The sequence below is a fragment of the Streptomyces sp. S.PNR 29 genome, assembly GCF_030386795.1.
In the GTDB taxonomy this organism is placed as follows: domain Bacteria; phylum Actinomycetota; class Actinomycetes; order Streptomycetales; family Streptomycetaceae; genus Streptomyces.
Genome location: NZ_JANUQM010000005.1, coordinates 32,825 through 56,455, shown reverse-complemented (window position 1 = coordinate 56,455; position 23,631 = coordinate 32,825). Strand labels below are relative to the sequence as shown.

At 72.8% G+C, this 23,631-nt stretch carries 18 protein-coding genes; 8 read left to right on the top strand and 10 right to left on the bottom strand.

Annotated features, from left to right (window positions below; genetic code table 11):
- Position 1: 1 nt before the first annotated feature.
- Together NW895_RS15255 and NW895_RS15250 are read right to left on the bottom strand one after the other, a co-directional pair.
- A complete protein-coding gene (locus NW895_RS15255; RefSeq protein WP_289936068.1) occupies positions 2 to 484 on the bottom strand; it encodes an SRPBCC family protein in 483 nt (160 codons plus the stop codon).
- A gap of 75 nt (positions 485 to 559) precedes the next feature.
- A complete protein-coding gene (locus tag NW895_RS15250; RefSeq protein ID WP_289936067.1) occupies positions 560 to 1,381 on the bottom strand; it encodes a DeoR/GlpR family DNA-binding transcription regulator in 822 nt (273 codons plus the stop codon).
- A gap of 289 nt (positions 1,382 to 1,670) precedes the next feature.
- Here NW895_RS15250 and NW895_RS15245 point away from each other — a divergent pair, with 289 nt between their 5' ends.
- Positions 1,671 to 4,046: a hypothetical protein gene (locus tag NW895_RS15245; RefSeq protein ID WP_289936066.1), complete on the top strand. Its 2,376-nt coding sequence runs from the start codon at positions 1,671 to 1,673 to the stop codon at positions 4,044 to 4,046.
- Here NW895_RS15245 and NW895_RS15240 read toward each other — a convergent pair.
- The 4 genes from NW895_RS15240 to NW895_RS15225 all read right to left on the bottom strand — a co-directional run bounded on the left by NW895_RS15240 (position 4,016) and on the right by NW895_RS15225 (position 8,697).
- The gene (locus NW895_RS15240; protein WP_289936065.1) at positions 4,016 to 6,448 is read right to left on the bottom strand and encodes a right-handed parallel beta-helix repeat-containing protein; all 2,433 of its coding nucleotides are present in this window, start codon (positions 6,446 to 6,448) and stop codon (positions 4,016 to 4,018) included. The two genes, NW895_RS15245 and NW895_RS15240, sit on opposite strands and share 31 nt — an antisense overlap.
- Before the next feature lie 156 nt (positions 6,449 to 6,604).
- Complete coding sequence (locus NW895_RS15235) at positions 6,605 to 7,210, bottom strand: hypothetical protein (RefSeq protein WP_289936064.1); 606 nt, start codon at positions 7,208 to 7,210, stop codon at positions 6,605 to 6,607.
- A 174-nt stretch (positions 7,211 to 7,384) separates the two neighbouring features.
- Positions 7,385 to 8,212 carry an MOSC N-terminal beta barrel domain-containing protein gene (locus NW895_RS15230; RefSeq protein ID WP_289936063.1) on the bottom strand — a complete coding sequence of 276 codons (828 nt, stop codon included), beginning with the start codon at positions 8,210 to 8,212 and terminating at the stop codon, positions 7,385 to 7,387.
- A 44-nt stretch (positions 8,213 to 8,256) separates the two neighbouring features.
- The gene (locus tag NW895_RS15225) at positions 8,257 to 8,697 is read right to left on the bottom strand and encodes a DUF6643 family protein (protein WP_289936062.1); all 441 of its coding nucleotides are present in this window, start codon (positions 8,695 to 8,697) and stop codon (positions 8,257 to 8,259) included.
- Between the two features lie 306 nt (positions 8,698 to 9,003).
- Here NW895_RS15225 and NW895_RS15220 point away from each other — a divergent pair, with 306 nt between their 5' ends.
- The gene (locus NW895_RS15220) at positions 9,004 to 10,284 is read left to right on the top strand and encodes a TerD family protein (RefSeq protein WP_289936486.1); all 1,281 of its coding nucleotides are present in this window, start codon (positions 9,004 to 9,006) and stop codon (positions 10,282 to 10,284) included.
- 20 nt (positions 10,285 to 10,304) lie between these two features.
- Here the strand turns inward: NW895_RS15220 and NW895_RS15215 are convergent, their stop codons facing one another.
- Positions 10,305 to 11,498 carry a glycosyltransferase gene (locus NW895_RS15215; protein ID WP_289936061.1) on the bottom strand — a complete coding sequence of 398 codons (1,194 nt, stop codon included), beginning with the start codon at positions 11,496 to 11,498 and terminating at the stop codon, positions 10,305 to 10,307.
- Positions 11,499 to 11,537: 39 nt separating this feature from the next.
- Between NW895_RS15215 and NW895_RS15210 the strand changes: the two genes are divergently transcribed.
- On the top strand, positions 11,538 to 12,350 hold the full coding sequence (locus NW895_RS15210) for an aspartate/glutamate racemase family protein (protein WP_289936060.1): 813 nt from the start codon (positions 11,538 to 11,540) through the stop codon (positions 12,348 to 12,350).
- A gap of 32 nt (positions 12,351 to 12,382) precedes the next feature.
- Positions 12,383 to 12,928 (top strand): hypothetical protein, encoded by a 546-nt coding sequence (locus tag NW895_RS15205; protein WP_289936059.1) that lies wholly within the window; start codon positions 12,383 to 12,385, stop codon positions 12,926 to 12,928.
- Between the two features lie 46 nt (positions 12,929 to 12,974).
- Here the strand turns inward: NW895_RS15205 and NW895_RS15200 are convergent, their stop codons facing one another.
- A complete protein-coding gene (locus tag NW895_RS15200; RefSeq protein WP_289936058.1) occupies positions 12,975 to 14,042 on the bottom strand; it encodes an O-antigen ligase family protein in 1,068 nt (355 codons plus the stop codon).
- Between the two features lie 239 nt (positions 14,043 to 14,281).
- Here NW895_RS15200 and lnt point away from each other — a divergent pair, with 239 nt between their 5' ends.
- From lnt to NW895_RS15180, 4 genes are all read left to right on the top strand, one after another.
- Positions 14,282 to 15,892 carry an apolipoprotein N-acyltransferase gene (lnt, locus tag NW895_RS15195; protein ID WP_289936057.1) on the top strand — a complete coding sequence of 537 codons (1,611 nt, stop codon included), beginning with the start codon at positions 14,282 to 14,284 and terminating at the stop codon, positions 15,890 to 15,892.
- 67 nt (positions 15,893 to 15,959) lie between these two features.
- A complete protein-coding gene (locus NW895_RS15190) occupies positions 15,960 to 16,439 on the top strand; it encodes an NUDIX domain-containing protein (RefSeq protein ID WP_289936056.1) in 480 nt (159 codons plus the stop codon).
- 54 nt (positions 16,440 to 16,493) lie between these two features.
- Positions 16,494 to 17,294 carry a 3-hydroxybutyrate dehydrogenase gene (locus NW895_RS15185; RefSeq protein ID WP_289936055.1) on the top strand — a complete coding sequence of 267 codons (801 nt, stop codon included), beginning with the start codon at positions 16,494 to 16,496 and terminating at the stop codon, positions 17,292 to 17,294.
- A 96-nt stretch (positions 17,295 to 17,390) separates the two neighbouring features.
- A complete protein-coding gene (locus NW895_RS15180; protein WP_289936054.1) occupies positions 17,391 to 19,394 on the top strand; it encodes a GAF domain-containing protein in 2,004 nt (667 codons plus the stop codon).
- Between the two features lie 42 nt (positions 19,395 to 19,436).
- Here NW895_RS15180 and NW895_RS15175 read toward each other — a convergent pair whose 3' ends face one another.
- Together NW895_RS15175 and NW895_RS15170 are read right to left on the bottom strand one after the other, a co-directional pair.
- Positions 19,437 to 20,822: an MFS transporter gene (locus NW895_RS15175; RefSeq protein ID WP_289936053.1), complete on the bottom strand. Its 1,386-nt coding sequence runs from the start codon at positions 20,820 to 20,822 to the stop codon at positions 19,437 to 19,439.
- 303 nt (positions 20,823 to 21,125) lie between these two features.
- The gene (locus NW895_RS15170; protein ID WP_289936052.1) at positions 21,126 to 23,576 is read right to left on the bottom strand and encodes a SpoIIE family protein phosphatase; all 2,451 of its coding nucleotides are present in this window, start codon (positions 23,574 to 23,576) and stop codon (positions 21,126 to 21,128) included.
- Positions 23,577 to 23,631: the final 55 nt, after the last annotated feature.

The following is a 23,631-nucleotide window of genomic DNA, read 5'->3' as shown; positions in this document are numbered from 1 at the left end:
GCTACCGGCGCGCCAGACGCCGGTCCAGCGACGCGACCGCGTGCCTGAACTGCCGCCCCAGGCCCGAGCGTGCCGACCTCACGACGAGACGGAACAGCGCCGTCCCGTCGGCGGCGATCGTCCACTGCACGCGTGTGCCGGTGCCGGCCGGCGTCAGCCGCCACTCCTCGACCAGCGCACGGACTCCCGGCGCGTCGGTCGCGTCCACGCGATAGGCGTACACCTCGGGCTCCTTCGCCACGAGGACCGTCTCCTCGAACCGCGTGCCGCCCTTCAGCCGGACCTCGCGTCCCGCCCCGTCGCCGGCCGGCCGTGCCAGCGTCACCGCCGCGAACCACTCGGCCCAGCCCGGCACGTCCTCGGCGAGGGCATGGAAGACCGCCTCGGGGGCGGCGGTGATCTCCCGGGCGAAGACCAGTCGTACGGGGGCGGTGCCGACGTGGTCGAGCCCCACCGGACGCAGACGACGCAGACGGCGCGCCATGGACGACCCCCCTCGCTGACCCCTGGTACCGGGCCACACTAGCTGGCGGCCCGTCAGATGTCAGTGCGGCCGGATTCAGTCACCGTTCTCCGGCTCGCCCGCCACCACGAGGCTCAGATGTTCCGAGACGTCCGCGCGCGCGTCGGCCGGCAGACCGCCGTCCGTCACCAGGGTGTCGACCTGCTCCAGGGCCGCGAACGAGCTGAGGCCCACCACGCCCCACTTGGTGTGGTCGGCGACCACCACCACCCGCCGGGCCGACTGCACGAGCCGCCGGTTGGTCTCCGCCTCCGCGAGGTTCGGCGTCGACAGGCCCGCCTCCAGCGATATCCCGTGCACGCCGAGGAACAGCATGTCGAAGTGGAGCGCCCCGATCGCCTGGTCGGCCACCGGCCCCACCAGCGAGTCGGACGGGGTGCGCACCCCGCCGGTCAGCACGACCGTGGCCGCGCCCTGCCGTGGGCCCGAGGTGCGCTGCGCCGCGTGGAAGACGTCGGCGACCCGCACCGAGTTGGTGACGACGGTCAGATCCGGCACGTCGAGCAGCTGATGCGCCAGCGCGTACGTCGTCGTACCGCCCGACAGCGCGATCGCGGCACCCGGCGAGACCAGCTTGGCCGCAGCCCGCGCGATGTCCTCCTTCGCCGTCGGTTCCAGACCCGACTTGGCCTCGAAACCCGGCTCGTGCGTGCTCGCCTCGACCACCGGCACCGCACCGCCGTGCACCTTCTCCAGCACGCCCTGCCGGGCCAGCGCGTCGAGGTCGCGGCGGACCGTCATGTCCGACACGCCGAGCTTCCGGGTCAGCTCGTTGACCCGGACCCCGCCCCTGCGGCGGACCTCGTCGAGGATCAGGGCGCGCCGCTGCTCCGCGAGGAGGTTCTGATTCTCGCTCACGTACGCTCCGGTCCTTTCGCCTCAAAGCCGTCCGACACGCCCGACACATCTACTCCGACGAGGACATTCTCCCCCCGACCTGGTGCGCGGACGCCCCATCCTCGCACGGCCCGCCAGGGGGTGCGCCACCGACCGCCGACGCGCACATGCCGCACGGGGTTCATTCCGGCCTCATCTGTCACACGTACCGGGGAGATTCCGTGCCCGCAGGTGTACGCCGCCCCTGAAATGGAGATCCTTGTGCCCGCACCGACACAGCCGACGGCGCGTCACGGGGGAAGGCGAAACAGTGGAACGTGCGCAAAAGCGGACTTCGGCGGACGGACCGGACGACAGGGGAGAAGCCGGGACCGCTCTGGAGCTCCTGGTCCACGGAGTGGGCGGCACGACACCCGAGAAGATGCTGAACGATCCGCGGACGGTGCGGATCAGCGGCGACGACACGGCGGCGGTCTTCCGGCGCACCGAGGACGCCGACGCGGAGTCCCGGCCCGAGGACCACCGGGGCAGACCCGTCCCCGAGGCCTACGTGTGGTGCAACCTCACCTCCGGCAACGGCACACGCGCCCTGTGGCTGTTGCTGCTGCCGTTCATGGTCGTCAACCTCGCCCACTGGATGCGGCCCCCCGCACACGGACGCAGAAGCGCGGCCCGGCTGTACGGGCTGCTGGTGCGGCTCACCGGGCTGACCCTGACGGTGCTGCTCGTGGCCGCCGCCTGCGAGGTCGCGCTCGACCTCGCGGCCTGGCAGTGCGCGGGCACACCCGAGTGCGCCGAGCGGCACTCCTGGCTGGGTTTCCTGTCGCCAGCGGTCTCCGACGGCAGCTGGTGGACCCTGCCCGGCCGCAGGCTCGCCCTCGCCGCCGTCGTCCCGGCCGCGCTCACCGGCCTGCTCTGGTTCCTCTCCCTGCGCACCTGGAGCGCCTACGAGTCCCAGCAGCCCATGGACCGCGCCCCCGAGCCGGAGGAGGAGACCGGCCGCACCGCACTGGGCCGGCCCGGTTTCTGGTACGGCCGCCGCCTGGTGGCCCGGCTGCGGGCCGCGCACACCGCCGCGGGACTGCTCACGGTCACCGCGGCGGTCGGCTCACCCGCGGCCCGCTTCGACCACCGGTCCGGCGGGCCCGCGCTGCTCGACACGCTGGGGTGGCTCCTGGAAGCGGCACTCGTCGCCGGCGCTGCCGCCGTGGTGTGGGTGGTCTGCCGCAGGGGCCGCAGCGAGCGGCGCCTCGACCGGGAACTCGACCAGCACCTCGTACGACGCCTGCCGCTGACCGCGCTCGTCCTGCTGGTGCTCGCCGTGCTCTACGCCGGGTGGTCCCGTCCGGGGTGGGAGTCGGCCGGCCGGCTGCCGGGGGACGCCGCCTTCGGCGGCATCGCCCTGGGACAGGGCCTGCTCGTGATCGCCCTCGGCGTGGTCGCCCACGCCCTGCACCGCACCCACCCCGACAGGCGCGCCGCGATGCGGGGCCTCGGCGGACCCGCGGTGGCGATGCTGGCCTGCGCGCTGGGCGGCGTGATGTCCGGCGGCGTCTCCCAACGCGTGTCGGACTGGCTGGACGGCACCGGCACGAACATCGACGGACCGCCGGTTCTGCTGACCTGGCAGGCGTCCGTGATCCCGCCGCTGCTGATCGTGCTGCTGGTCGTCTGCGGCTGGCTCGCCCGGCGGGCCTGGCAGCTGGCCCGCGCCGAGCATGCCGCCGTGACCCGCGACTACCCCGGTGAGCCCGCCGACACGGAACGCACCCGCCGCATCGCCCGCACCCGCGCGATGGCAGCGCTCACCGACCGAGGCCCCCGCATCATCGCCGTCACCTCCGCCACCACTCTCCTGCTGGGCGCCGCAGCGCTGGTGGGCGCCCTGACGACCGACCGGCCACCGGCCGACGCCGCCCGAGGCACCCACGCCTTCGTCCACGGTGCCGCCGAAACCGCCCAGGCCCTGGGCTCCTGGCTCATCGGCCTCGGCTTCATCCTGTTCGTCACCTGGGGCAGACGCGCCTACAAGGACGCCTCCGCCCGCCGCACCATCGGCATCCTCTGGGACGTCGGCACCTTCTGGCCACGCGCCGCCCACCCCTTCGCGCCGCCCTGCTACGCCGAGCGAGCCGTGCCCGACCTGACCTGGCGCATGGCGACCTGGACACACGCCACCGGCGGGCGGCTGGTCATCTCCGGACACTCCCAGGGCAGTGTGCTCGCCGCCGCCGCGGCCTGGCAGCTGACGCCGTCCGCCCGCAAGCGGATCGCCCTGCTGACGTACGGCTCCCCGCTGGAGCGCCTGTACGGCCGCTGGTTCCCGGCCCACTTCGGCCCGGACGCGCTCAGCTCCCTGCACCGCGAGATCGACTGCTGGCGGAACCTCTACCGCCTCACCGACCCCATCGGCGGCCCCGTGCGCCTGCCGGGCGGCTGCGGGCCCGAGGTGGACCGCGCGCCCCTCAAGGACCCCCTCGCCTACGGCCGTACCCGGAGCCATCCGCTGCCGGAGCCGATCCTCGGCCACTCCGACTACCAGGCCGACCCGGCGTTCGTGGAGGAACGGCAGCGGCTGCTGGGGAGGCTGAGGCACGAGGTGCCGGCGCCGCGTCACACCGAGCAGCCGCCCGTCCCGGGCGCGGACGGCGGGCCTCAGGGCTGCTCGGGCAGGTCCTCGGCGTAGAGCAGGGTCAGGTCGTCCGTGCTCGGGTCGTCGAGCTGGGCGACCCGGCTCGCGTGCCGCTCCACCATCGCCTCGAACGTCTGTCGCGCGGTGCGGCCGTTGCCGAAGGCGGGGCCCTTGGGGAGCTGCGTGAAGTACTTCAGCAGTGCCTCCCCGGCGCCCGGCGCGAGCCGGTACTCGTGCTCCTCGGCCTGCTGCTCCACGATCCGCAGCAGTTCCCCGGGGCCGTAGTCGGTGAAGGTGATGGTCCGTGAGAAGCGGGAGGCGACGCCCGGGTTGACGGACAGGAAGCGCTCCATCTCCGCCGTGTAACCCGCGACGATCACCACGACCGCGTCCCGGTGGTCCTCCATCAGCTTCACCAGCGTGTCGATGGCCTCCTTGCCGAAGTCCCGGCCCGAGTCCTCCGGCGACAGCGCGTACGCCTCGTCGATGAACAGCACACCGCCGCGCGCCCGGTCGAAGGCCTCCTGGGTGCGGATCGCGGTGGAGCCGATGTGCTCGCCGACCAGGTCGACGCGGGACACCTCGACGAGATGTCCCTTCTCCAGGACACCGAGGGAGGCGAGGATCTCGCCGTACAGGCGGGCGACCGTCGTCTTGCCGGTGCCGGGGGAGCCCGTGAACACCAGGTGCCGCTTGACGGAGGCCGCCTTCAGGCCGGCCTGCTGCCGGCGCCGGCCCACCTCGATCATGTCGGTGAGCGCCCGCACCTCACGCTTGACGTTCTCCAGGCCGACGAGGGCGTCGAGCTCTCCGAGCACCGCCTTCGAGGTCCGGGTCGGCTTCACCGGCTCCTCGGCCGCGGGCGGAGGCGCCTGCTCGGAGGTGCGCTGCCCGGGGATCGATCCCAGCAGGCCGGGGGACTGGGGCACCGTCTGCACGGCTGTCTCGCGCGCCATCGGCGGCCGCAGACCCCCGCTCTCGTCGCTGGTGCAGTCCTCGACGAGCGGGCCCGCGTCCGTGCCCGGGCCGCCGTCCGCGAACTCGTACCCGCCGCGCGCGCACCGCTCCGTACGGCACTTCCGCAGTGTGGTCCGGCAGCCGTCGATCACATGGAAGCCGTAGCCGCTGCTGCCGGTCACGCGGCAGTTCAGGAAGCTGCCGCGACCGCCGGCCGACACATAGAACCCGGCCTCCGCGGGCGACTCGACCGTGCAGCGCTCGATCGTGGGGTCGGCGCCCTTGGTGACGATCACGCCGGTCTGCGTACCGTCCAGGGTGCAGTTGTTGAGGGTGCCGCCGCTGCCGTGGTCGCGGAACCAGGCGCCGGTCGCCGCGTCCCGGATGCGGCAGTCGTCGAGCTGCGCGGTGGCGCCGTCGCTCACCGACACGGCCGTGTTGCGCACCTGGGACAGGTCGCTGTCGACGACGTCCGCGCGGGAGCCGCGGTCGAGGACGAACAGGGCGTCCGGCACGTCGTGCACCCGGCAGGAGTCGAGGACGGCGGTCGCGCCGTCGCTGACCCACACCGCCGGGTAGTCGCCCGTGCTGTCGAAGATCTCGCACTGGTTGGCGTCCACACGCGTGCCCGGGTCCCACACCGACAGACCGTTGCGCCCGAACTGCCGCACGCTCGTGCGGGTCAGCGTCAGGACGGAGCGGGAGCGCAGGTCGACCGCGTTCTCCGGGATGTCGTGGATGCGGCAGTCGGCGAGCGTCATCACCGCGTCCGTGTCGAGCGTGACACCGTCGGCGGTGGTGCGGTGCACATCGCAGTCGGTGAGGTGTGCGGTGGCCCGGCCGGTGACCTGCACGCCACTGCCGCGCACCTCGTACACCTCGCACCCCACCGCCTCCAGCCCGGAGTTCTCGCCCGTCGCCGACAGGCCGACACCCGAGGCGTGGTGGACACGGCACCGCTCCAGGCGGGGATGGGCGCCGCCGCGCACCGCGACACCGGACTGGCCGGCCGCGACGACCTCGCAGTCCTCGAACACCCCGCCCCCGCCGTCGACGACGGCGATGCCGATGCCCGCCGGGTTGTCGACCGTGCAGCGCCGCACGGTCGGGCGTGCGCTCCCGCGCACCTCGATCCCGGCCGCGGACCGGGTCACGACCCGCACGTCCATCAGCTCCGGTGTGCCCTCCTCGACGAGCACGGCCGGCGCGGCCGCGTCCTGGCCCTCCACGTGCAGGTCCTGGACCACCGCCGAGGCGCGCACGGTCAGCGGCACCCCGTCCACGGGCGCGATCCGGACCGAGCCGGGGGAGCCCTCGGGGCCGCGCAGGGTCACCGCCCGTTGCACGACGAGGTTCTCCCGGTAGGTCCCGGGAGCAACGGTGAGGACGTCACCGTCGGCCGCGACCTCCAGGGCTGCGGCGAGCGATGCGTACTCACCCGTGCGGCGCCGCCACCGCGATGTGCCGGTGTGCGTCACCTGGACCGTGCCCTGTGCCATGGCGTTGCTGTGCCCCCACATCGTCGTACTGATGGCTCGTTCGCCTCCGGGGCGCGCCCCTGTGGCTCCCTCACGCGCGGGTTGATGCCGAAGGGAGTTCGGCTGGTCCACCGTAGCGTGCGCGCAGGTGGTGAGTTGACCGGAGGCGGAAGGCCGTCAGCTGCCGGTGCCGGTCCTGCCCCAGTCCGGTCCGGCCCGGTCCCAGGCCTGGTCCCAACGGGCGTACCGGCGGCGGACCATGCGCCAGACGATCAGTCGCCGTCCGGCCTCGACCAGTCCGGCGGTCGCGAGCGCGGCGCCGAACCCGGCGATGACGGCGTGCGTCGTCGCGGTCGCGGAGTCCAGCGGACGGGGCACCAACTTGCCGTGCTGGTCCGTCCATATCGCGAAGTGGTCGCCCTGCTGCGGGCTCTTGAGGCTCGCCATGACAGGTCCGCTGTGCTCGGTGCCGTCCGGCGCGGTCCAGCCGGCGAGGACGCGGGTGCGCAGATCCCGGGCGGAGGAGGTCTCCGGGTCGGCGTCCAGGGGCGAGCGGTCCAGCTTGCGGATCACGGTGGCCGTCACCAGGTGACGCGACTGGTGCTGGTCTCGCACGGACCGCTGCAGGCCGTCCTGGGCGACGCCGCCGACGACGGTGCCGATCACGGGTGCGACGAAGAGGATCAGCAGCAGGGCCACCAGGGCCACCCAGGCCTCGGCCAGGTCGGTCGCACGGCGCAGCGGATTGTGCCGCCAGCGCCACAGACCGCTGATTGCCCGCACCGTCCGCACCCCCTTCCCGCTCCGTGATAACCCCTGGCGGAGCCGTCCACGCGCAGGCCCGTCGAAGAGAGAGCGAAATCACCCCTCGCCGTGCCCCTCATGAACTTCTCACGACAGCCAACGCGCGGGCCCTCGGGCTCGGTTCCCGCCTCCGGCCCCGTCGGAGAATCCTTGCTATTCGATGATCGTGACCGGGTCCCCGACGCGGATCGTGCCGCGGGAACAGGGGACCAGGTTCTGCCCGAAGACCAGCTTGCCACCCATGCGCCGGTGCCGCCCGAGGGAGAGCAGGGGCTCCCTGCCGCGTTCGGCCGTGCTCTGGTCGGTGGTGGTCACGACGCACCGCCCGCACGGCTTGGTGACGCGGAAGGCGACCTCGCCGATGGTGAGGCGTGACCAGCCGTCCTCGGCCCAGGCCTCGGTACCGGCCACGACGACGTTCGGCCGGAAGCGGTTCATGGGCAGGGGGCCCTCGTCCGCACGGTCGCCCTGCGCGATCAGCGCGTTGAGGGCGTCGAGGGAGGCGGTCGTCGTGAGCAGGAGTGGGTAGCCGTCGGCGAAGGAGACGGTCTCGCCCGGCAGCGCGTACTCAGGGTCGACGGGTCGGCGCGTGGCGGGATCGTCCATGTACACGAGCCGCATCCCGGCACCGAGATAGGCGCTGCACCAGGCGTGCGCCTCCTCGCCTTCAGCGGGGACCGCTTCGACCTTGTCGCGGAAGATCTCCATCGACAGCAGGCCCACGGGCCCCGGAACCGGCACGGTCAGCGGCTCCATGCCCGGTGCGGACAACCGGACGCCGCCGCCGGGCAGAAGCTCGGCGGCGGCCAGCGCGAGGCGCGGATGCTCGCGTTGGGTGACGACCTTTCCCCCGTCGTCGATCAGGACCCAACGCCGGTCTCCGGCCAGCCCCCAGGGCTCCACGACGGCCTCCCGGGGCGCCAGGCCCCGGAACGCCTTGACCGGATGGACATGAATCGACTGCAGTCGCGCGTTCCCCATGCGGACATCGTGCCAGGCGGCACCGACACCCGCCGGGGAACGGCTCAGTAGCCGCGGTACTGCTGGTTGTTGTACGGGTCCTGGTAAGGAGCCGGGGCGGGCCGGGGAGCCGCGGGGCGCATGGCCTCGTAGCCCGCCGCGCCGGGTGCCGCCGGGCGTGGCTGTTGCGGCTGCTGCGGACCCGGGTAGGCGCGCGGAGCAGTCGCCTGCTGCGGGATGTACGCCGCGGGCGCCTGTTGCAGCGGGGCGGGCTGCGGTGCCTGTTGCGGGTAGCCGTAGGAGGGCTGGGGCGGGGCCGCCGGGAGGGCGGGCAGCGCCGACGGGACCGCGGGTAGGTGGCTCCCCGGCGTGTCGTACGGAGCGGGCACCCGGATCGGGGCGATCTGCGGGGTGCCCCGCTCCTTGACGAGCGAGTCGTAGATCGGGGTGTCCGGGAATGAGGCGGAGTAGTAGCCGCCGCCAAAGGTGGAGCGGGGGGAGGTCATGGCACATAAGTTAAGCCCACGATGTGCTGGTTGGGGAGACCGATAAGAGGGTTGTTTTCCGTGTGCGGCGTGACGTGGGATCCCTAATACGAGCGAACTTGGGAAAAAGGGGCGCCCCCAGTAGTGCCGTTCTTGTAAAGGCCGAGTTCCGAAGGGGTTACCGGCGGGTCGGGGGCCGGTCCTGTCGACCTCCTCAGGGGAGTTCGCTGTCCGGGGCAAGTCGGGGGGAATAGGTTGTGCGCGGAGACTTCCCGGACCGCCGGGCGCGGCCTGGCGCGGTGACACGTGATGGGGGCGGACATGTCAATGCCGAAAGGATCGAACACCCCGGTGCCGACCACGGCGCTGCGGGTGGAACTGGGCTGGCGTTCCGGCCCGGGTGTGCCCGACGCGGACGCCTCGGCGCTGTTGCTGATGGGCGGAAAGGTCCGTTCCGACGGGGACTTCGTCTTCTACAACCAGCCGGTGCACTCCTCCGGCGCGGTCCGCCACGAGGGCAAGCGCACCGATGGCGGCAGGGTGACCGACAGCCTCCTCGTGGACCTCGCGCGCGTGGAGCCCGCGATCGAGACGGTGATCCTCGCCGCCTCCGCGGACGGCGGATCGTTCGGACAGGTCCCGGATCTGTACATCGAGGTCAAGGACGCGGCCCGGGGCACGGAGGTGGCCCGCTTCGACAGCACGGGCGCCACGGTGGAAACGGCGTTCGTGCTCGGTGAGTTCTACCGCCGTCAGGGCGCCTGGAAGTTCCGGGCCGTCGGCCAGGGCTACAGCAGCGGGCTGGAGGGCCTGGCCACCGACTACGGCATCACGGTGGACGAGCCGCAGCACGCGGCCCCGGCCGCCGCGCCGGTCCCGCCGCCGGCACCCCCGGTGACCATGCCCCCGCCGGTGACGGGGCCGGTCGCCACTCCGCCGCCTCCACCCGCGGCAGCGCCCGCCGCACCGGTCCGCCTGACCAAGGTGACGCTGACCAAGGCGGCCCCCTCGGTCTCCCTGACCAAGCAGGGCGGCACCTCGGGCGCCCTGCGCGTGAACCTCAACTGGCAGGTGCGCAAGCAGTTCTCGGGGTGGGCCGGCAAGCTGGGCCGTCCGGTCGCCCTGCACGACGATCTCGACCTCGACCTGTGCTGCCTGTACGAACTCACCGACGGCAGCAAGGGCGTCGTCCAGGCCCTCGGCAACGCCTTCGGCGCGCTGCACCAGCCCCCGTACATCCACCTGGACGGCGACGACCGCACCGGCGCCGTGACGACCGGCGAGAACCTCACCGTCAACCTCGACCACAAGCAGGCCTTCCGGCGCATCCTCGTCTTCGTCACCATCTACGCCGGGGCACGCTCCTTCGCCGACCTGCACGCCACGGTCACCCTGCAGCCGCAGTACGGCGCCCCGATCGAGTTCTCGCTCGACGAGTGCACGGTCCCCTCGACGGTGTGCGCGCTCGCGCTGATCACCAGTACCGGCAGCGACCTGGTCGTCCAGCGCGAGGCCCGCTACCTGGTGCCCGAGCGCGGAGTGAGCCCGCAGCGCACGATCGACCACGCCTACGGGTGGGGCATGAACTGGACCCCCGGCAGGAAATGAGCCCGTGTGGGGGCGGGCGCTCAGCCCTCGTCGGGCACGGCCTCCGGACGAGCGTAGGTCCGCCCCTTCCAGGCCGCACCGCGACCTCTGTGGTGCTGCACCGCGGAATCCACCGTCATCAGGAGGTACAGGAACGCGGTGAACGGCAACAGGGGAGCGAGCCACAGCGGCTGCCGGTAGTAGCGCAGCATCGGGACGTACGTCCCTGTCATCACGAGCCACGCCAGGGCGCCGGCGACCGCTGCCGGGGCACTTCCCGTGGCCGCGCCCACGACCACCGCCAGGGGCGGCACCAGGTATACCACCGCCAGCCCGGCGACCGTCCCGGCCAGTACAAGGGGGTTGTGCCGCAGTTGTGCGTACGCGCTGCGCGAGACCATCCGCCACAGGTGCCGCAGCCGCGGATAGGGCCGCACGCTGTCCACCCCGTCGGCCAGTCCCAGCCAGATGTGGCCGCCGCCGCGTTTGACGGCCCGGGCGAGCGCCACGTCGTCGATGACGGCGTGCCGGATCGCGTCCGGGATCCGGGCCCGCTCGGCGGCCTCGGCGCGCAGCAGTACGCAGCCACCCGCGGCGGCCGCCGTCCGCGCCCCCTTCCTGCCGATCCGGCGGAACGGATACAGCTGTGCGAAGAAGTAGACGAAGGCAGGCACGACCAGCCGCTCCCACGCACTCTCCACCCGCAGCCGGGCCATCTGGGAGACGAGGTCGAACCCGCCGGTCCGGGCCGCCGCCACCAGGTGCCGCAGGCTGTCCGGGGCGTGCGCGATGTCGGCGTCCGTCAGCAGCAGGTACTCGGGCGCACGCGCGCGTGCCAGGGTGATGCCGTGGCGCACCGCCCAGAGCTTGCCGGTCCAGCCCGCGGGCGGCTCACCCGGCGAGGACACGGTGAGGGGCAGCCTCCCCTGGCGCCGCGCCAGCTCGTGCGCCAGCCTCCCCGTCCCGTCCGAACTGCCGTCGTCGACCAGGAAGACCTCCGCCCGCCCCGGATAGTCCTGGGCGAGCAGCGACGGCAGGCTCGCGGGAAGGACCTCCGCCTCGTCGCGTGCCGGGACGACCACGCACACCGACGGCCACGCGTCCGGCTCCCGGCGGGGCGGCAGCCGAACGTCCGTCCGCCAGAAAAAGCCCTGGCAGAGCAGCAGCCACAGCCAGGAGGCGAGTGATACGAGGGCGGTCCACGTAACGGCGCTCACGCGCGCAGTCTGCCCCACCGGACCGGCCCGACACGGCACATCGTCTATCGTGGCCGGGTGAAGATCGCGCTCATGGACTCCGGAATCGGTCTGCTGGCGGCCACCGCCGCGGTACGGCGTCTCCGCCCCGACGCCGATCTCATCCTCTCCCTGGACCCCGACGGCATGCCCTGGGGACCGAGGACGCCGGAAGACCTGACCGCTCGTGCCCTGGCCGTCGCAGAGGCCGCCGCCGCGCACCGGCCGGACGCCCTGATCGTCGGCTGCAACACCGCGACCGTGCACGCGCTGCCCACCCTGCGCGCCCGGCTGGAGCCGGACCTGCCGGTCATCGGCACCGTCCCGGCGATCAAGCCGGCCGCGGCCGGCGGCGGCCCCTTCGCCATCTGGGCGACGCCCGCCACCACCGGCAGCGACTATCAGCGCAATCTCATCCAGGACTTCGCGGGCGGGGTCTCGGTCACCGAGGTCCCCTGCTGGGGGCTCGCCGAAGCAGTCGAACGCGCGGACGAGGCGGCGATCACCGCCGCGGTCGCCGCGGCGGCCGCCCTCACCCCCGAGGATGTAACGACCGTTGTCCTGGGCTGCACCCATTACGAACTGGTCGCCGAGCGCATCCGGACCGCCGTGCAGCGCCCCGGTCACCCGCCCCTCGTCCTGCACGGCTCCGCCGGGGCCGTCGCCGCTCAGGCACTGCGCCGGATCGGCGAACTGCCCGCCCCCGAAGCCGAGCCGGTCGGCACCCTGACGGTGCTGCTCAGCGGGCGCGAGGGCACGCTGCCCGCGCCCGCCCTGGCGTACGAGGAGGGCCAGCTGCTGCGGACGGTCACACCCGCCCGGTCGGCTCAGTCACGCTCCGCAACGCTGTAGCCGCGGAGCGAAACCTGAGTAACCTCCTCTATATGAGGGACCACCGCCACGGCGAGCACGCCCCCCACTCCGATGTCTGGACCGGACACGCCAGGAACCGGGTCCAGTGGCTGATGGCGCTCGCCGGTGCCGCCTGCATGGCGCTCGGCATCGAGCTGGCCGTCGACTCCGCGTGGACGTCCGGGATCGTTCCGCTGGTCATGGCCGTCGTGGGCTGCATCGCGGCCGGGCTGCTCGTCCTCTTCGGCACCCTGGCGTTCGTGCATGTCGCCCTGCGGGTCGACCAGGAGTGGCTGGAAGTGCGCTGCGGCCACATCGGCGTGCCGCGCCGCCGCATCCCGCTGGCGCACGTCGCCGGTGCCGAGTACTGCTCCCACGTCACCCCGCGTCAGTGGGGCGGCTGGGGCTACCGCTGGCGGCCCGAGAAGGGCACGGCCGTCGTCGTACGGCGCGGCGAGGGCGTGGTGCTCCAACTGTGGGACGGTCATACCTTCACGATCACCGTGGACGACGCCGAGACAGCCGTCCAGGTCATCAAGGCCCGACTACGCCCCAAGGCGACCGGCACCGCCCACTGAGGTCACCGCGCGGCTTGTGGTGCAGCTCGGGGCGTTGCCGGTGAAGTCACCGTGAGAGCCGGTCGCCGCGTGGCCGGACGTTCGTGGTCCGGGTCGGTGGCTCGTCGGCGAGTGGGTGGGCTGTGGCCAGTCCTGCGAGCAGTCCCGCGCCTGCCGTCACCGCGGTGAAGCTCAGGGCGTTGCCGAGGGTGGCGATGGTTGCGAGTGCCGTCAGGGCCACGCCCGCCGTGAGCGCGACCGGTGTGGGGCGCGGCGAGCGCCACAGTGCGAACAGCAACCAGCAGAAGGCGGCGCCCAGCAGGGCCACGCCCACGACTCCCTGTTCGGCCGCCTGCTGCAACGGCGCCGAGTGGGGCCTGATGTCGGGCGGCAGGGACAGCGCCGCCGTCGGGCTCAGCTCCCCGAAGCGCCCCGGACCGATGCCCAGGGCCGCCTCCTGGCGCACCATGTGCACCGCGTCCCGCCACAGCTGGACCCGGTGCGAGGTCAGTGGACGTTCCAGGGACGCGGTGAGCCCGGCGGGCAACGCGTTCGCCGCCAGCGCCCACGTCAGGGCGGTCACCAGGGCCACGACCAGGACCAGCGCGGCGATGCCCGTACCGCGGTGCCGCACGTGGCCGGCCGCGAGCGAGCACAGCAGCACGACGGCACAGGCGACGCAGCCGGTGGCCGAGCCCAGAGCGGCCGCCGTCACCGCGATCCCGGCGGCCAGCAGACGCAGCCCGAGCCGCACGGCCGGCACCCCACTGGCCCAGGCCCCGCAGCACGCGGCGCCCGTCGCCAGCGTCAGCAGGGCGGCAGTGGCGCCGGCGTGCCCGAGCGGCGCTGCGAGCTGCGGTCCCGGGGCCAGATGCGGAACGGCCACCGTGAGGCCGGTGCCGGCGAGCGCGGCGACACCGGGCGCGGCTACCGGCAGGACGGCTCCGCCGATCCGCCCCGCGGCATACCCGGCGGTCACGGCCAGCACCGCGAGCAGGACGCCCTCGGGACGGCCGTCGCGCGCGGTCGCCGAGATCAGTGACCAGGCGGCACAGGCCCCGAGAATCACCACACCCGCCGCGTCCGAAACGAGCCGTCCGTCGCCGTCCGCCTCGGGACCGACCGCAGACGTCATCCTTCTGGAACCCACGCCGCCCCCCGACCCGCGCCGCCCCCGACCTGTGACGGCCCCGGCCGCCCGGCCGTGCGGGGCCGTGCGACAAGGGCTCCGGCACACCGTAACGACTGGTGGGCGATTTGTGGATGAGTCGTGCAGAGTTGTGAAGAAACGATGCGGCAGTCGGGCCGTGCCCTGCGCCGCCGCCCCGCGGACCGCGCTGTCGGCGGCCAGGTCACTCGCCGTAGACTCCCCGGGTGACCGTCACCGCAACCTCCGTCGGCGACTCGGACCAGCTGCAGCCGCGGAACGCGCCCGCATCGCGCGGCGAGTGGCTCCTGCGCCTGGTCCCGGCCGCCGCTGCCGCGCTCTCCGGAGTGCTGCTCTACATCAGTTTCCCGCCGCGCACCCTGTGGTGGCTGGCCCTGCCGGCCTTCGCCGTCTTCGGCCGGGTGCTGCGCGGCCGCAGCTGGAAGGCGGGACTCGGCCTCGGCTACCTCTTCGGCCTCGGCTTCCTGCTGCCACTGCTGGTGTGGACCGGCGTGGAGGTCGGCCCTGTGCCGTGGCTGGCCTTGGTCGCCATCGAGGCGCTCTTCGTGGCGCTGGTCGGCGCGGGCGTCGCCGCGGTGTCGAAACTGCCCGCCTGGCCGGTGTGGGCGGCCGCGGTGTGGACCGTCGGCGAGGCGGCACGCGCGCGCGTGCCGTTCAACGGCTTCCCCTGGGGCAAGATCGCGTTCGGGCAGGCGGACGGCGTCTTCCTGCCGCTCGCCGCGGTAGGCGGCACCCCGGTGCTCGGCTTCGCCGTCGTCCTGTGCGGCTTCGGTCTCTACGAGGTCGTGCGCCTGGCCATGCAGGCGCGGCGCACCCGTGCGGTACGGCGGGGCGCGGCGGCCGTTGCCCTGCTCAGCCTGGCCGTGCCGGTGGCGGGGGCCGTGGCGGCCCGGCCACTGGTCAGCGACAAGGCCGAGGACGGCACCGTGACCGTCGCCGTGATCCAGGGCAACGTGCCCCGCGCAGGCCTCGACTTCAACTCCCAGCGCCGCGCGGTTCTCGACTACCACGCGCGTGAGACCGAACGTCTGGCCGCCGACGTCAAGGCCGGCAAGGTCGCGCAGCCCGACTTCGTGCTCTGGCCGGAGAACTCCTCCGACGTCGACCCGTTCGCCAACGCCGACGCGCGTGCCGTCATCGACGGTGCGGCAAGGGCGATCGGCGTGCCCATCTCGGTCGGCGGAGTCGTGGAGCGCGACGGCAAGCTGTACAACGAGCAGATCCAGTGGGATCCGGCCAAGGGCCCCGTCGACACCTACGACAAGCGGCAGATCCAGCCCTTCGGCGAGTACCTGCCGCTGCGCTCGCTCATCGGAGCGATCAACAAGAACTGGACGGCGATGGCCCGCCAGGACTTCAGCCGGGGCACCGAGCCGGGCGTGTTCACCATGGACGGCGCCAAGGTCGGGCTGGTCACCTGCTACGAGGCCGCCTTCGACTGGACCGTGCGCTCCGAGGTCACCGACGGCGCCCAGATGATCTCCGTGCCGAGCAACAACGCGACCTTCGACCGCAGCGAGATGACCTACCAGCAGCTCGCCATGTCCCGTGTCCGCGCCGTCGAGCACAGCCGGACCGTCACCGTGCCGGTGACGAGCGGCGTCAGCGCGATCATCATGCCGGACGGGAAGATCACACAGAAGACCGGCATGTTCGTGGCCGACTACCTCGTCCAGAAGGTGCCCCTGCGCACCTCCACGACCCCCGCCACAGAGCTGGGCGTGCTGCCGGAGATCGCCCTGGTGCTGCTCGCCGCGGGCGGACTCGGCTGGGCGATCGGCGCCGGCGTGCGCGGGCGACGCGCCCGTGACGTGTAGCAGCACGCCCGCCGCACGCCCCTTGAAATCGCCGGAGGCGACGGAGCAGGCCCGCTAGGGTCGGGCCATGGCTACTCCTGACTTCATCCGCACCCTGCGTGCCACCGCCGGACAGCAGCTGCTGTGGCTCCCCGGAGTCACCGCCCTCGTCTTCGACGACGAGGGCAGAGTGCTGCTGAACCGGCGGTCCGACACCCGCAGGTGGTCGGTGATCGGCGGTATCCCGGAACCGGGGGAGCAGCCCGCCGCCTGCGCCGTACGAGAGGTGTACGAGGAGACCGCGGTGCGCTGCGTCGCGGAGCGGATCGTCCTGGTCCAGGCGCTGGACCCGGTCACGTACGACAACGGCGACATCTGCCAGTACATGGACGTCACGATCCGCTGCCGGGCCGTCGGCGGCGAGGCGCGGGTCAACGACGACGAGTCGCTGGAGGTGGGCTGGTTCGCGGTGGACGCCCTGCCGGACCTCCATGAGTTCGGGCTCTTCCGGATCAAGCAGGCCCTGACCGACGCACCCACATGGTTCGACCCCACCGGTTCCGGCTGAACTGTGGGGCCAGACCACATGGGTCGGTGTGTGGCTGCCGCCTAGGGTCGGAGCATGACCGCGCCCAGCGTCCACCCGGCCCCCCACGCCCTCCCGCTCGACCTCGGCGGCCGCACCGCCCTCGTCACCGGCGCCGCCGGGGGCATCGGCCGCGCCTGCGCGCTGCGCCTGGCGGCCGCCGGGGCCAAGGTGAGAGCGGTCGACCGGGACGCCGCCGGCCTGGACGCGCTCACCGAGCACTCCCGCGACCTCGCGGGCACCGTCGAGCCGCACGTCCTCGACCTCACCGACCTGGACGCCACCGAACTCGCCGCCGCGGGCACCGACGTCCTCGTCAACAACGCCGGGCTGCAGCTGGTGCGGCCCCTCCAGGAGTTCCCGCCCGACGTCTTCCACACCATGCTCACCGTGATGCTGGAGGCGCCCTTCCGGCTCATCCGCGGCGCCCTGCCGCACATGTACGGGCAGGGCTGGGGCCGCGTCGTGAACATCTCCTCCGTCCACGGCCTGCGCGCCTCGGCCTACAAGTCGGCCTACGTGACCGCCAAGCACGGCCTGGAAGGACTCTCCAAGACCACCGCCCTGGAAGGCGCCCCCCATGGCGTCACCTCGAACTGCGTCAACCCCGGCTATGTCCGCACCCCGCTCGTCGAGGAGCAGCTCGCCGACCAGGCCCGAGCACACGGCATCCCCGAGGAACGCGTCCTGTCGGAGGTGCTGCTGCAGGACAGCGCCGTCAAACGGCTGATCGAACCGGACGAGGTCGCCGAGGCCGTGGCGTATCTGTGCAGCCCACAGGCATCCTTCGTGACCGGCACCTCGCTCGTCCTGGACGGCGGCTGGACGGCGCACTGAGCGCGGTCCTTCGCCGTGCCGACGGCCCCCGCCGTGGCGGGCCCGAGTTTTCCACAGGCCTGACGGGGCGGGTGGGCGATGAGTAATCCTGTGAGCATGTCCCTCGATCACGTGCAGTCCGCCGAGCGTTCCGCCACCGGTGCCGGAGCGCCGGCCGGCGACGCCAGGGACCCGGGCCAGGCGCCGGGCGAGGCGCTGGGCGGCTCCAGGCCGGCAGATGCCGAGACACCGTTCCTGGAGCTGCTGGCCCGTGGCGCCTCCGCCGACGCCTACGAGCAGCCGGTGCTCCTCGCCCGCGCCGAGGGCCGGCCGGCCGAGCGGATCGCCGCGCTGGAGCATGCCAAGCTGCTCGCCCTGCGGGTCCGCTCGGAGCTGGAGGGGCGGCGCCGGCGGGAGGCCGAGCTGTCCGCGCTCTTCGAGACCGCCCACGACCTGGCCGGGCTGCGCGACCTGGACGCCGTTCTGCAGGCGATTGTGCAGCGCGCCCGCTCGCTGCTCGGCACGGACGTCGCCTACCTCAGCCTGAACGACCCGGTCAGAGGCGACACCTATATGCGGGTCACCGAGGGTTCGGTCGCGGCCCGCTTCCAGCAGCTGCGGCTCGGCATGGGGGAGGGCCTCGGCGGCCTGGTCGCCCAGACAGCCCGCCCGTACGTCACCGAGGACTACTTCAAGGACGCCCGCTTCCAGCACACCGACACCATCGACGCGGGGGTGCGGGACGAGGGGCTCGTGGCCATCCTCGGAGTGCCACTGATGCTCGGGCACCACGTCATCGGCGTGCTGTTCGCGGCGGACCGGCGCGCCCGGGTCTTCGAACGGGAGCAGATCGCCCTGCTCGGCTCCTTCGCAGCCCTCGCCGCGGCCGCCATCGACGCCGCCAACCTTCTCGCCGAGACCCGGTCCGCCCTCACCGACCTGGAACGGGCTAACGAGATCATCCGCGACCGCAGCGGGGTCATCGAACGCGCCTCCGACGTCCACGACAGACTCGCCGAACTCGTCCTGCGCGGCGGCGGGGTGCACGACGTGGCCGCCGCTGTCTCCCAGGTCCTGGACGGCACCGTCGAGTTCACGGAAGCGGCCGCCGCACCGGCGAAGGCCCTGGAGGCCTCCCGCGCCGAAGGGCACGCGGTCCGCCACGAGGACGACTGGATCGCCGCCGTCGCCGCCGGTGGCGAACTGCTCGGCGCGCTGGTGCTGCGCGGACACCCGGGGCTCGACCCCGTCGACCAACGCACCCTGGAACGTGCCGCGACGGTCACGTCGCTGCTCCTGCTGGCCCGTCGCTCCGCCGCCGAAGCCGAACAGCGCGTCCGCGGCGAACTGCTGGACGACCTCCTCGACGCCCGCGACCGGGACCCGCGCCTCCTGCGCGACCGCGCCTCTCGGCTGCACGCCGACCTCGACGCCACCCACGCCGTGCTCGCCGCCCGCCTCGACGGCACAGCAGCCGACGCCGACCAGGAGGCGGCCGCCCGCCGGCGCCTGTGGTCCGCCGCGTCCCACCTCGCCGCCACCCGGCACGGCCTGGCCGCCGCCCGCGACGGCGGCACCGTCCTGCTGCTGCCCCTCGGCCCCGGAGACACCGCCACCGAGCTGGCCCGCCGCACCGCCCGACACCTCGGCACGGCCGTCCATGAAGCCGTCACCGTCGGCGCCTCCGCCCCGGTCGAAGACCTCGCAGCCCACCCGGACTCCGTGGCCGCGGCCTACGCGGAGGCCCGCCGCTGCCTCGACGCCCTGCGGCTCCTGGGCCGTTCCGGGGACGGAGCCGCCGCCGAGGACTTCGGTTTCCTGGGCCTCCTCCTGGCCGGAGACCGGGACATCACCGGCTTCGTCGACCGCACCATCGGCCAGGTCGTCGCGTACGACGCACGGCGCGGCACCGACCTGCTGCGCACCCTCGACGCGTACTTCGCCTGCGGGATGAGCCCGGCCCGCACCAAGGACCGACTGCACGTCCACGTCAACACGGTCGCCCAGCGCCTGGAACGCGTCGGCCGACTCCTCGGCGACGACTGGCAGAGCCCCGCCCGCGCCCTGGAGATACAACTCGCCCTGCGGCTGCACCGGTTGGCGACACCGGCACAGCGCTGACCCCCGCACGCACGGGCGTACGGGGGCGGTGCGGAGCCCTGATCAGACGGTGTGCGCGTCCGCCGCCCCGGCCGCCGCCGGCACCGTGCCCGCAGTGGGCCCGACGTCGGCCAGATCCCGGTGACGGGTCTCCTTGCCCGCCGCCACGGCGACGATCGTCAGGACGGCCGCGGCGATGACGTACAGGGCGATCGGGGTGGAGCTGCCGTAGTCGGACAGCAGCGCGGTGGCGATCAGCGGCGCCGGCGCGCCCGCCGCGACCGAGGCGAACTGAGCGCCGATGGAGGCACCGGAGTAGCGCATCCGGGTCGCGAACATCTCGGAGAAGAAGGCGGCCTGGGGCGCGTACATCGCACCGTGCAGCACCAGGCCCACCGTCACCGCGACGACGAGGCCGCCGAAGCCGCCGGTGTCCACGAGTGCGAAGAACGGGAACATCCAGAGCCCCACGCCGGCTGCGCCCAGCAGGTAGACGGGCCGACGCCCGATGCGGTCCGACAGAGCGCCCCAGGCCGGGATGACCGCGAAGTGCACGGCCGAGGCGATCAGCACCGCGTTGAGGGCCGTCTGCTTGGAGACGCCTGCCGAGGTGGTGGCGTAGACGAGGATGAACGCCGTGATGACGTAGTAGCTGATGTTCTCCGCCATGCGCGCGCCCATCGCGACCAGCACGTCCCGCCAGTGGTGCCGCAGCACGGACACGAGTGGCGGCCGCTCGGCGTCCGTCGCCACCGCCGCCTTGCGGGCCTCGGCCCGCGCCAACGCCTGCTTGAAGACCGGCGATTCATCGACAGACAGACGAATCCACAAACCGACGATCACCAGCACACCGGAGAGCAGGAACGGGATCCGCCAGCCCCAGGAGCCGAAGGCGGAGTCCGACAGGACGGCGGTCAGCAGCGAGAGCACACCGGTCGCCAGCAACTGCCCCGCCGGCGCACCGGTCTGCGGCCACGAGGCCCAGAACCCGCGCCGCCGCGCGTCCCCGTGCTCCGACACCAACAGCACGGCCCCGCCCCACTCACCGCCGAGCGCGAAGCCCTGGACCAGCCGCAGTACCGTCAGCAGCACGGGCGCGGCGGTCCCGATGGTCGCGTGCGTGGGCAGCAACCCGATCACGAAGGTCGCCCCGCCCATCAGCAACAGGCTCAAAACCAGCAACTTCTTGCGGCCGAGCCGGTCGCCGTAGTGCCCGAACACGAGAGCACCCAGCGGACGGGCGGCGAACCCGACCGCGTACGTGAGGAACGACAGAAGCGTGCCGACGAGAGGGTCGGAGCCCGGGAAGAACAGCTTGTTGAAGACGAGGGCGGCGGCTGAGCCGTAGAGGAAGAAGTCGTACCACTCGATGGTGGTGCCGATGAGGCCGGCAGCCACGATGCGTTTGAGGCTGGCGGGGGGTGGGGGAACGGTGGTTGCGGAGGGCATGTGCGCCACTTCCTCGTGTGCGGTGGGGACGGGTACGTGTCGGGATACCGTAAGAAGGTGCACGTCAGGGGCACATGTGGTGGTGCAACATACTTCGGGGCGTAGCTATGCGTCGTACCACCATGCCCGCTCGCGGCGCGGTGGGTGAGAGGCGTGGATCACGGATCCTGATCGTGCCCAGAGACCAGGCCTCGTCAGCCGGATGTCGTGCCGGCCCTCGCGAGGCGGCGGGCTCCCGCACGGACGAGCGGTGCCGTTGCCGTGCCCTGCCGCGCGGCCGGCGCCGCTCCGCGAGCCGGGATCTCAGTGCGGCTCAGACTGGAGGGTCTGCGCGCACCAGATCGTTTTGCCGTTGCCGGTGTGCCGGGTGCCCCACCCTTGGGTGAGCTGGGCGACGAGCAACAGTCCCCGACCGCCCTCGTCGAAGACGCGAGCCCGGCGCAGGTGCGGGGCGGTGTTGCTGGAGTCGGAGACCTCGCAGATCAGGGAGGTATCGCGAATCAGCCGCAGCCTGATCGGCGGCTCGCCGTATCTGATGGCGTTGGTGACAAGCTCGCTGACGACCAGCTCGGTGACGAACGCCGCCTCCTCCAGGCCCCAGGCGTCCACCTGGTCGACAGCGAACTTCCTGGCGCGCGGCACCTGCGCGGTGTCGGGCTCGACCTCCCAGTCGGCGACGTGCCGGCGAGCCAGCGCGTGCGTGCGAACGAGCAGCAGGGCGGCGTCGTCGGTGCGGCGTTCGGGGAGCATGGCGTCCATCACCGTGTCGCACAGGGCCTCCAGCGAGGTGGCCGAGGGGTCCAGGGCGCGCTCCAGTTCGGTGGTCCGCTGGTCGACGTCGCGCTCGCGGCTTTCCACCAGCCCGTCGGTGTAGAGGGCGAGCAGGCTGCCCTCCGGCAGTTCGAGCTCGGCGGCCTCGAAAGGCAGACCACCGATGCCGAGCGGGGGTCCCGGATGGACGGGCACCGGGGTCCTGGTGCCGTCCGGTGAGATGATCAGCGGCAGGGGATGGCCGGCACTCGCCAGCGTGAAGCGCCGGGAGACAGGGTCGTAGACGGTGTACAGGCAGGTGGCGCCGGACTCGCCGGTCGGCTGGAAGTGGCCGGTGGGCTGGAGGTCGTCGGCGAGGTGGAGGACCAGGTCGTCCAGGTGGGTCAGCAGCTCGTCCGGCGGCAGGTCGACGTCGGCGAGGGTGCGTACGGCCGTACGCAGTCGGCCCATGCTGGCCGAGGCGTGCAGGCCGTGGCCGACTACATCGCCGACGACCAGGGCGACCCGGGCGCCGGACAGCGGAATGACGTCGAACCAGTCACCGCCCACTTCCATGCCGGTCCCGCCGGGCAGGTAGCGGGATGCCACCTCGACCGCCTCCTGGACCGGCAGGCCCTGCGGCAGCAGGCTGCGTTGCAGGGTCAGCGCGGTCGTGCGTTCGCGCGAGTACCGGCGGGCGTTGTCGATGGCGACGGCTGCCTTGGCGGTCAGCTCTTCGGCGAGGATCAGGTCGTCGGCGGTGAAGGCCTCGGGCCGGTCGAGGCGGGAGAAGGCGACGACGCCGAGGAGCGCGCCGCGCGCCCGGAGCGGCACGGTGATCCGGCCGGTCAGCCCGTCCGCGGCGATGGACTCGTCGATCACCGGGTTGCCCGGTGGCCAGTGGGCCGGATCGGCGGCGAGCCCGGGCCCGAAGGCCCACTCGCCGCCCTGGCCGGGCTCAGCGGCGAGCTCGACCGTGGACCTGCCGGTGGCCATGCAGCGGGCGGCGACGGAACCGGCAGGGTGACTGACCGGCGTCGTGGGCCCGGGCGCCCGGTCGGCGTCCTCCTTCGCGCTGTGCTGGGCGGCACGGCTGAGCCTGATCGTCTCGCCGGGGGTGAACGCGGACACCGAGGGCGGTTCCTCACCGCGCAGCACCTCGTCGAAGAGATCCACGCTGACGAGGTCGACGAATCCCGGCACCGGGGTCCTGGCCAGTTCCTGGGCGGTGCCGATCACGTCGAGTGTCCGGCCGATGCCGCCGCTGGCCTTGTTGAGGATGAGCAGGCGTTGCCGAGCCCAGTACTCGGCGCTCATGTCGAATCCCCAGTTGGCGATCGCGCGGACCCTGCCCTCGGCATCCCGGACGGGCCAGATGCTGGTGGCCCAGGCATTGGCGTAGTCACTGCCGCGAGGGCGGAAGACGGTGATGAGACGCGTGGCCTCGCCCGTCCTCGCCACTTCGGCCAGCGCGTCGGTGTAGGGCTTGTCGTCCCTTTCGGGAAACAGCGTGCGGTCGAATTCGGGAAGCACCTCGCGGTACTTCTTACCCAGCACTTGCTTTTCGGAGTGCGCGATCACCCGGCCCGAGGAGGCGTTGATCCACAGGAACCGCAGCTCAGGGTCGTAGACGCCCAGAGCGAAGGGAGACTGCTCGAAGGCCCGGTCGGCGATCACCGGGCGGCGTCCCCAACGCTGGATGGTCATCACGTGACCCAGCGCCCGCCCGTCGGGGCCGAACAGCGGGTGAGCCGTTACCACGGCGTCCACCGTGGAGCCGTCCCGGTGGCGAAGGGGGATGAACCCCGAGGGGTCGGGGCCGGCGCCGTAGCCCTCGGGGAAGCCGGGCGGCGCGGGATCGACCAGCAGATCCGTCACGGGGCGCCCGACCGTGTCCTCGGCCGTCCAGCCCAGCAGCAGCCGGCCCCCCTCGCTCCAGCCACTGACCATGCCGTCCGGGTCCACAACGGCAACGGCAGTGGGCGCGTCCTGCTTGTCGGCCATCTCCACCCGACACGCCTCCGTCCGGACAGCCGTGCCCGTCAGGGCTGGTTTCCAG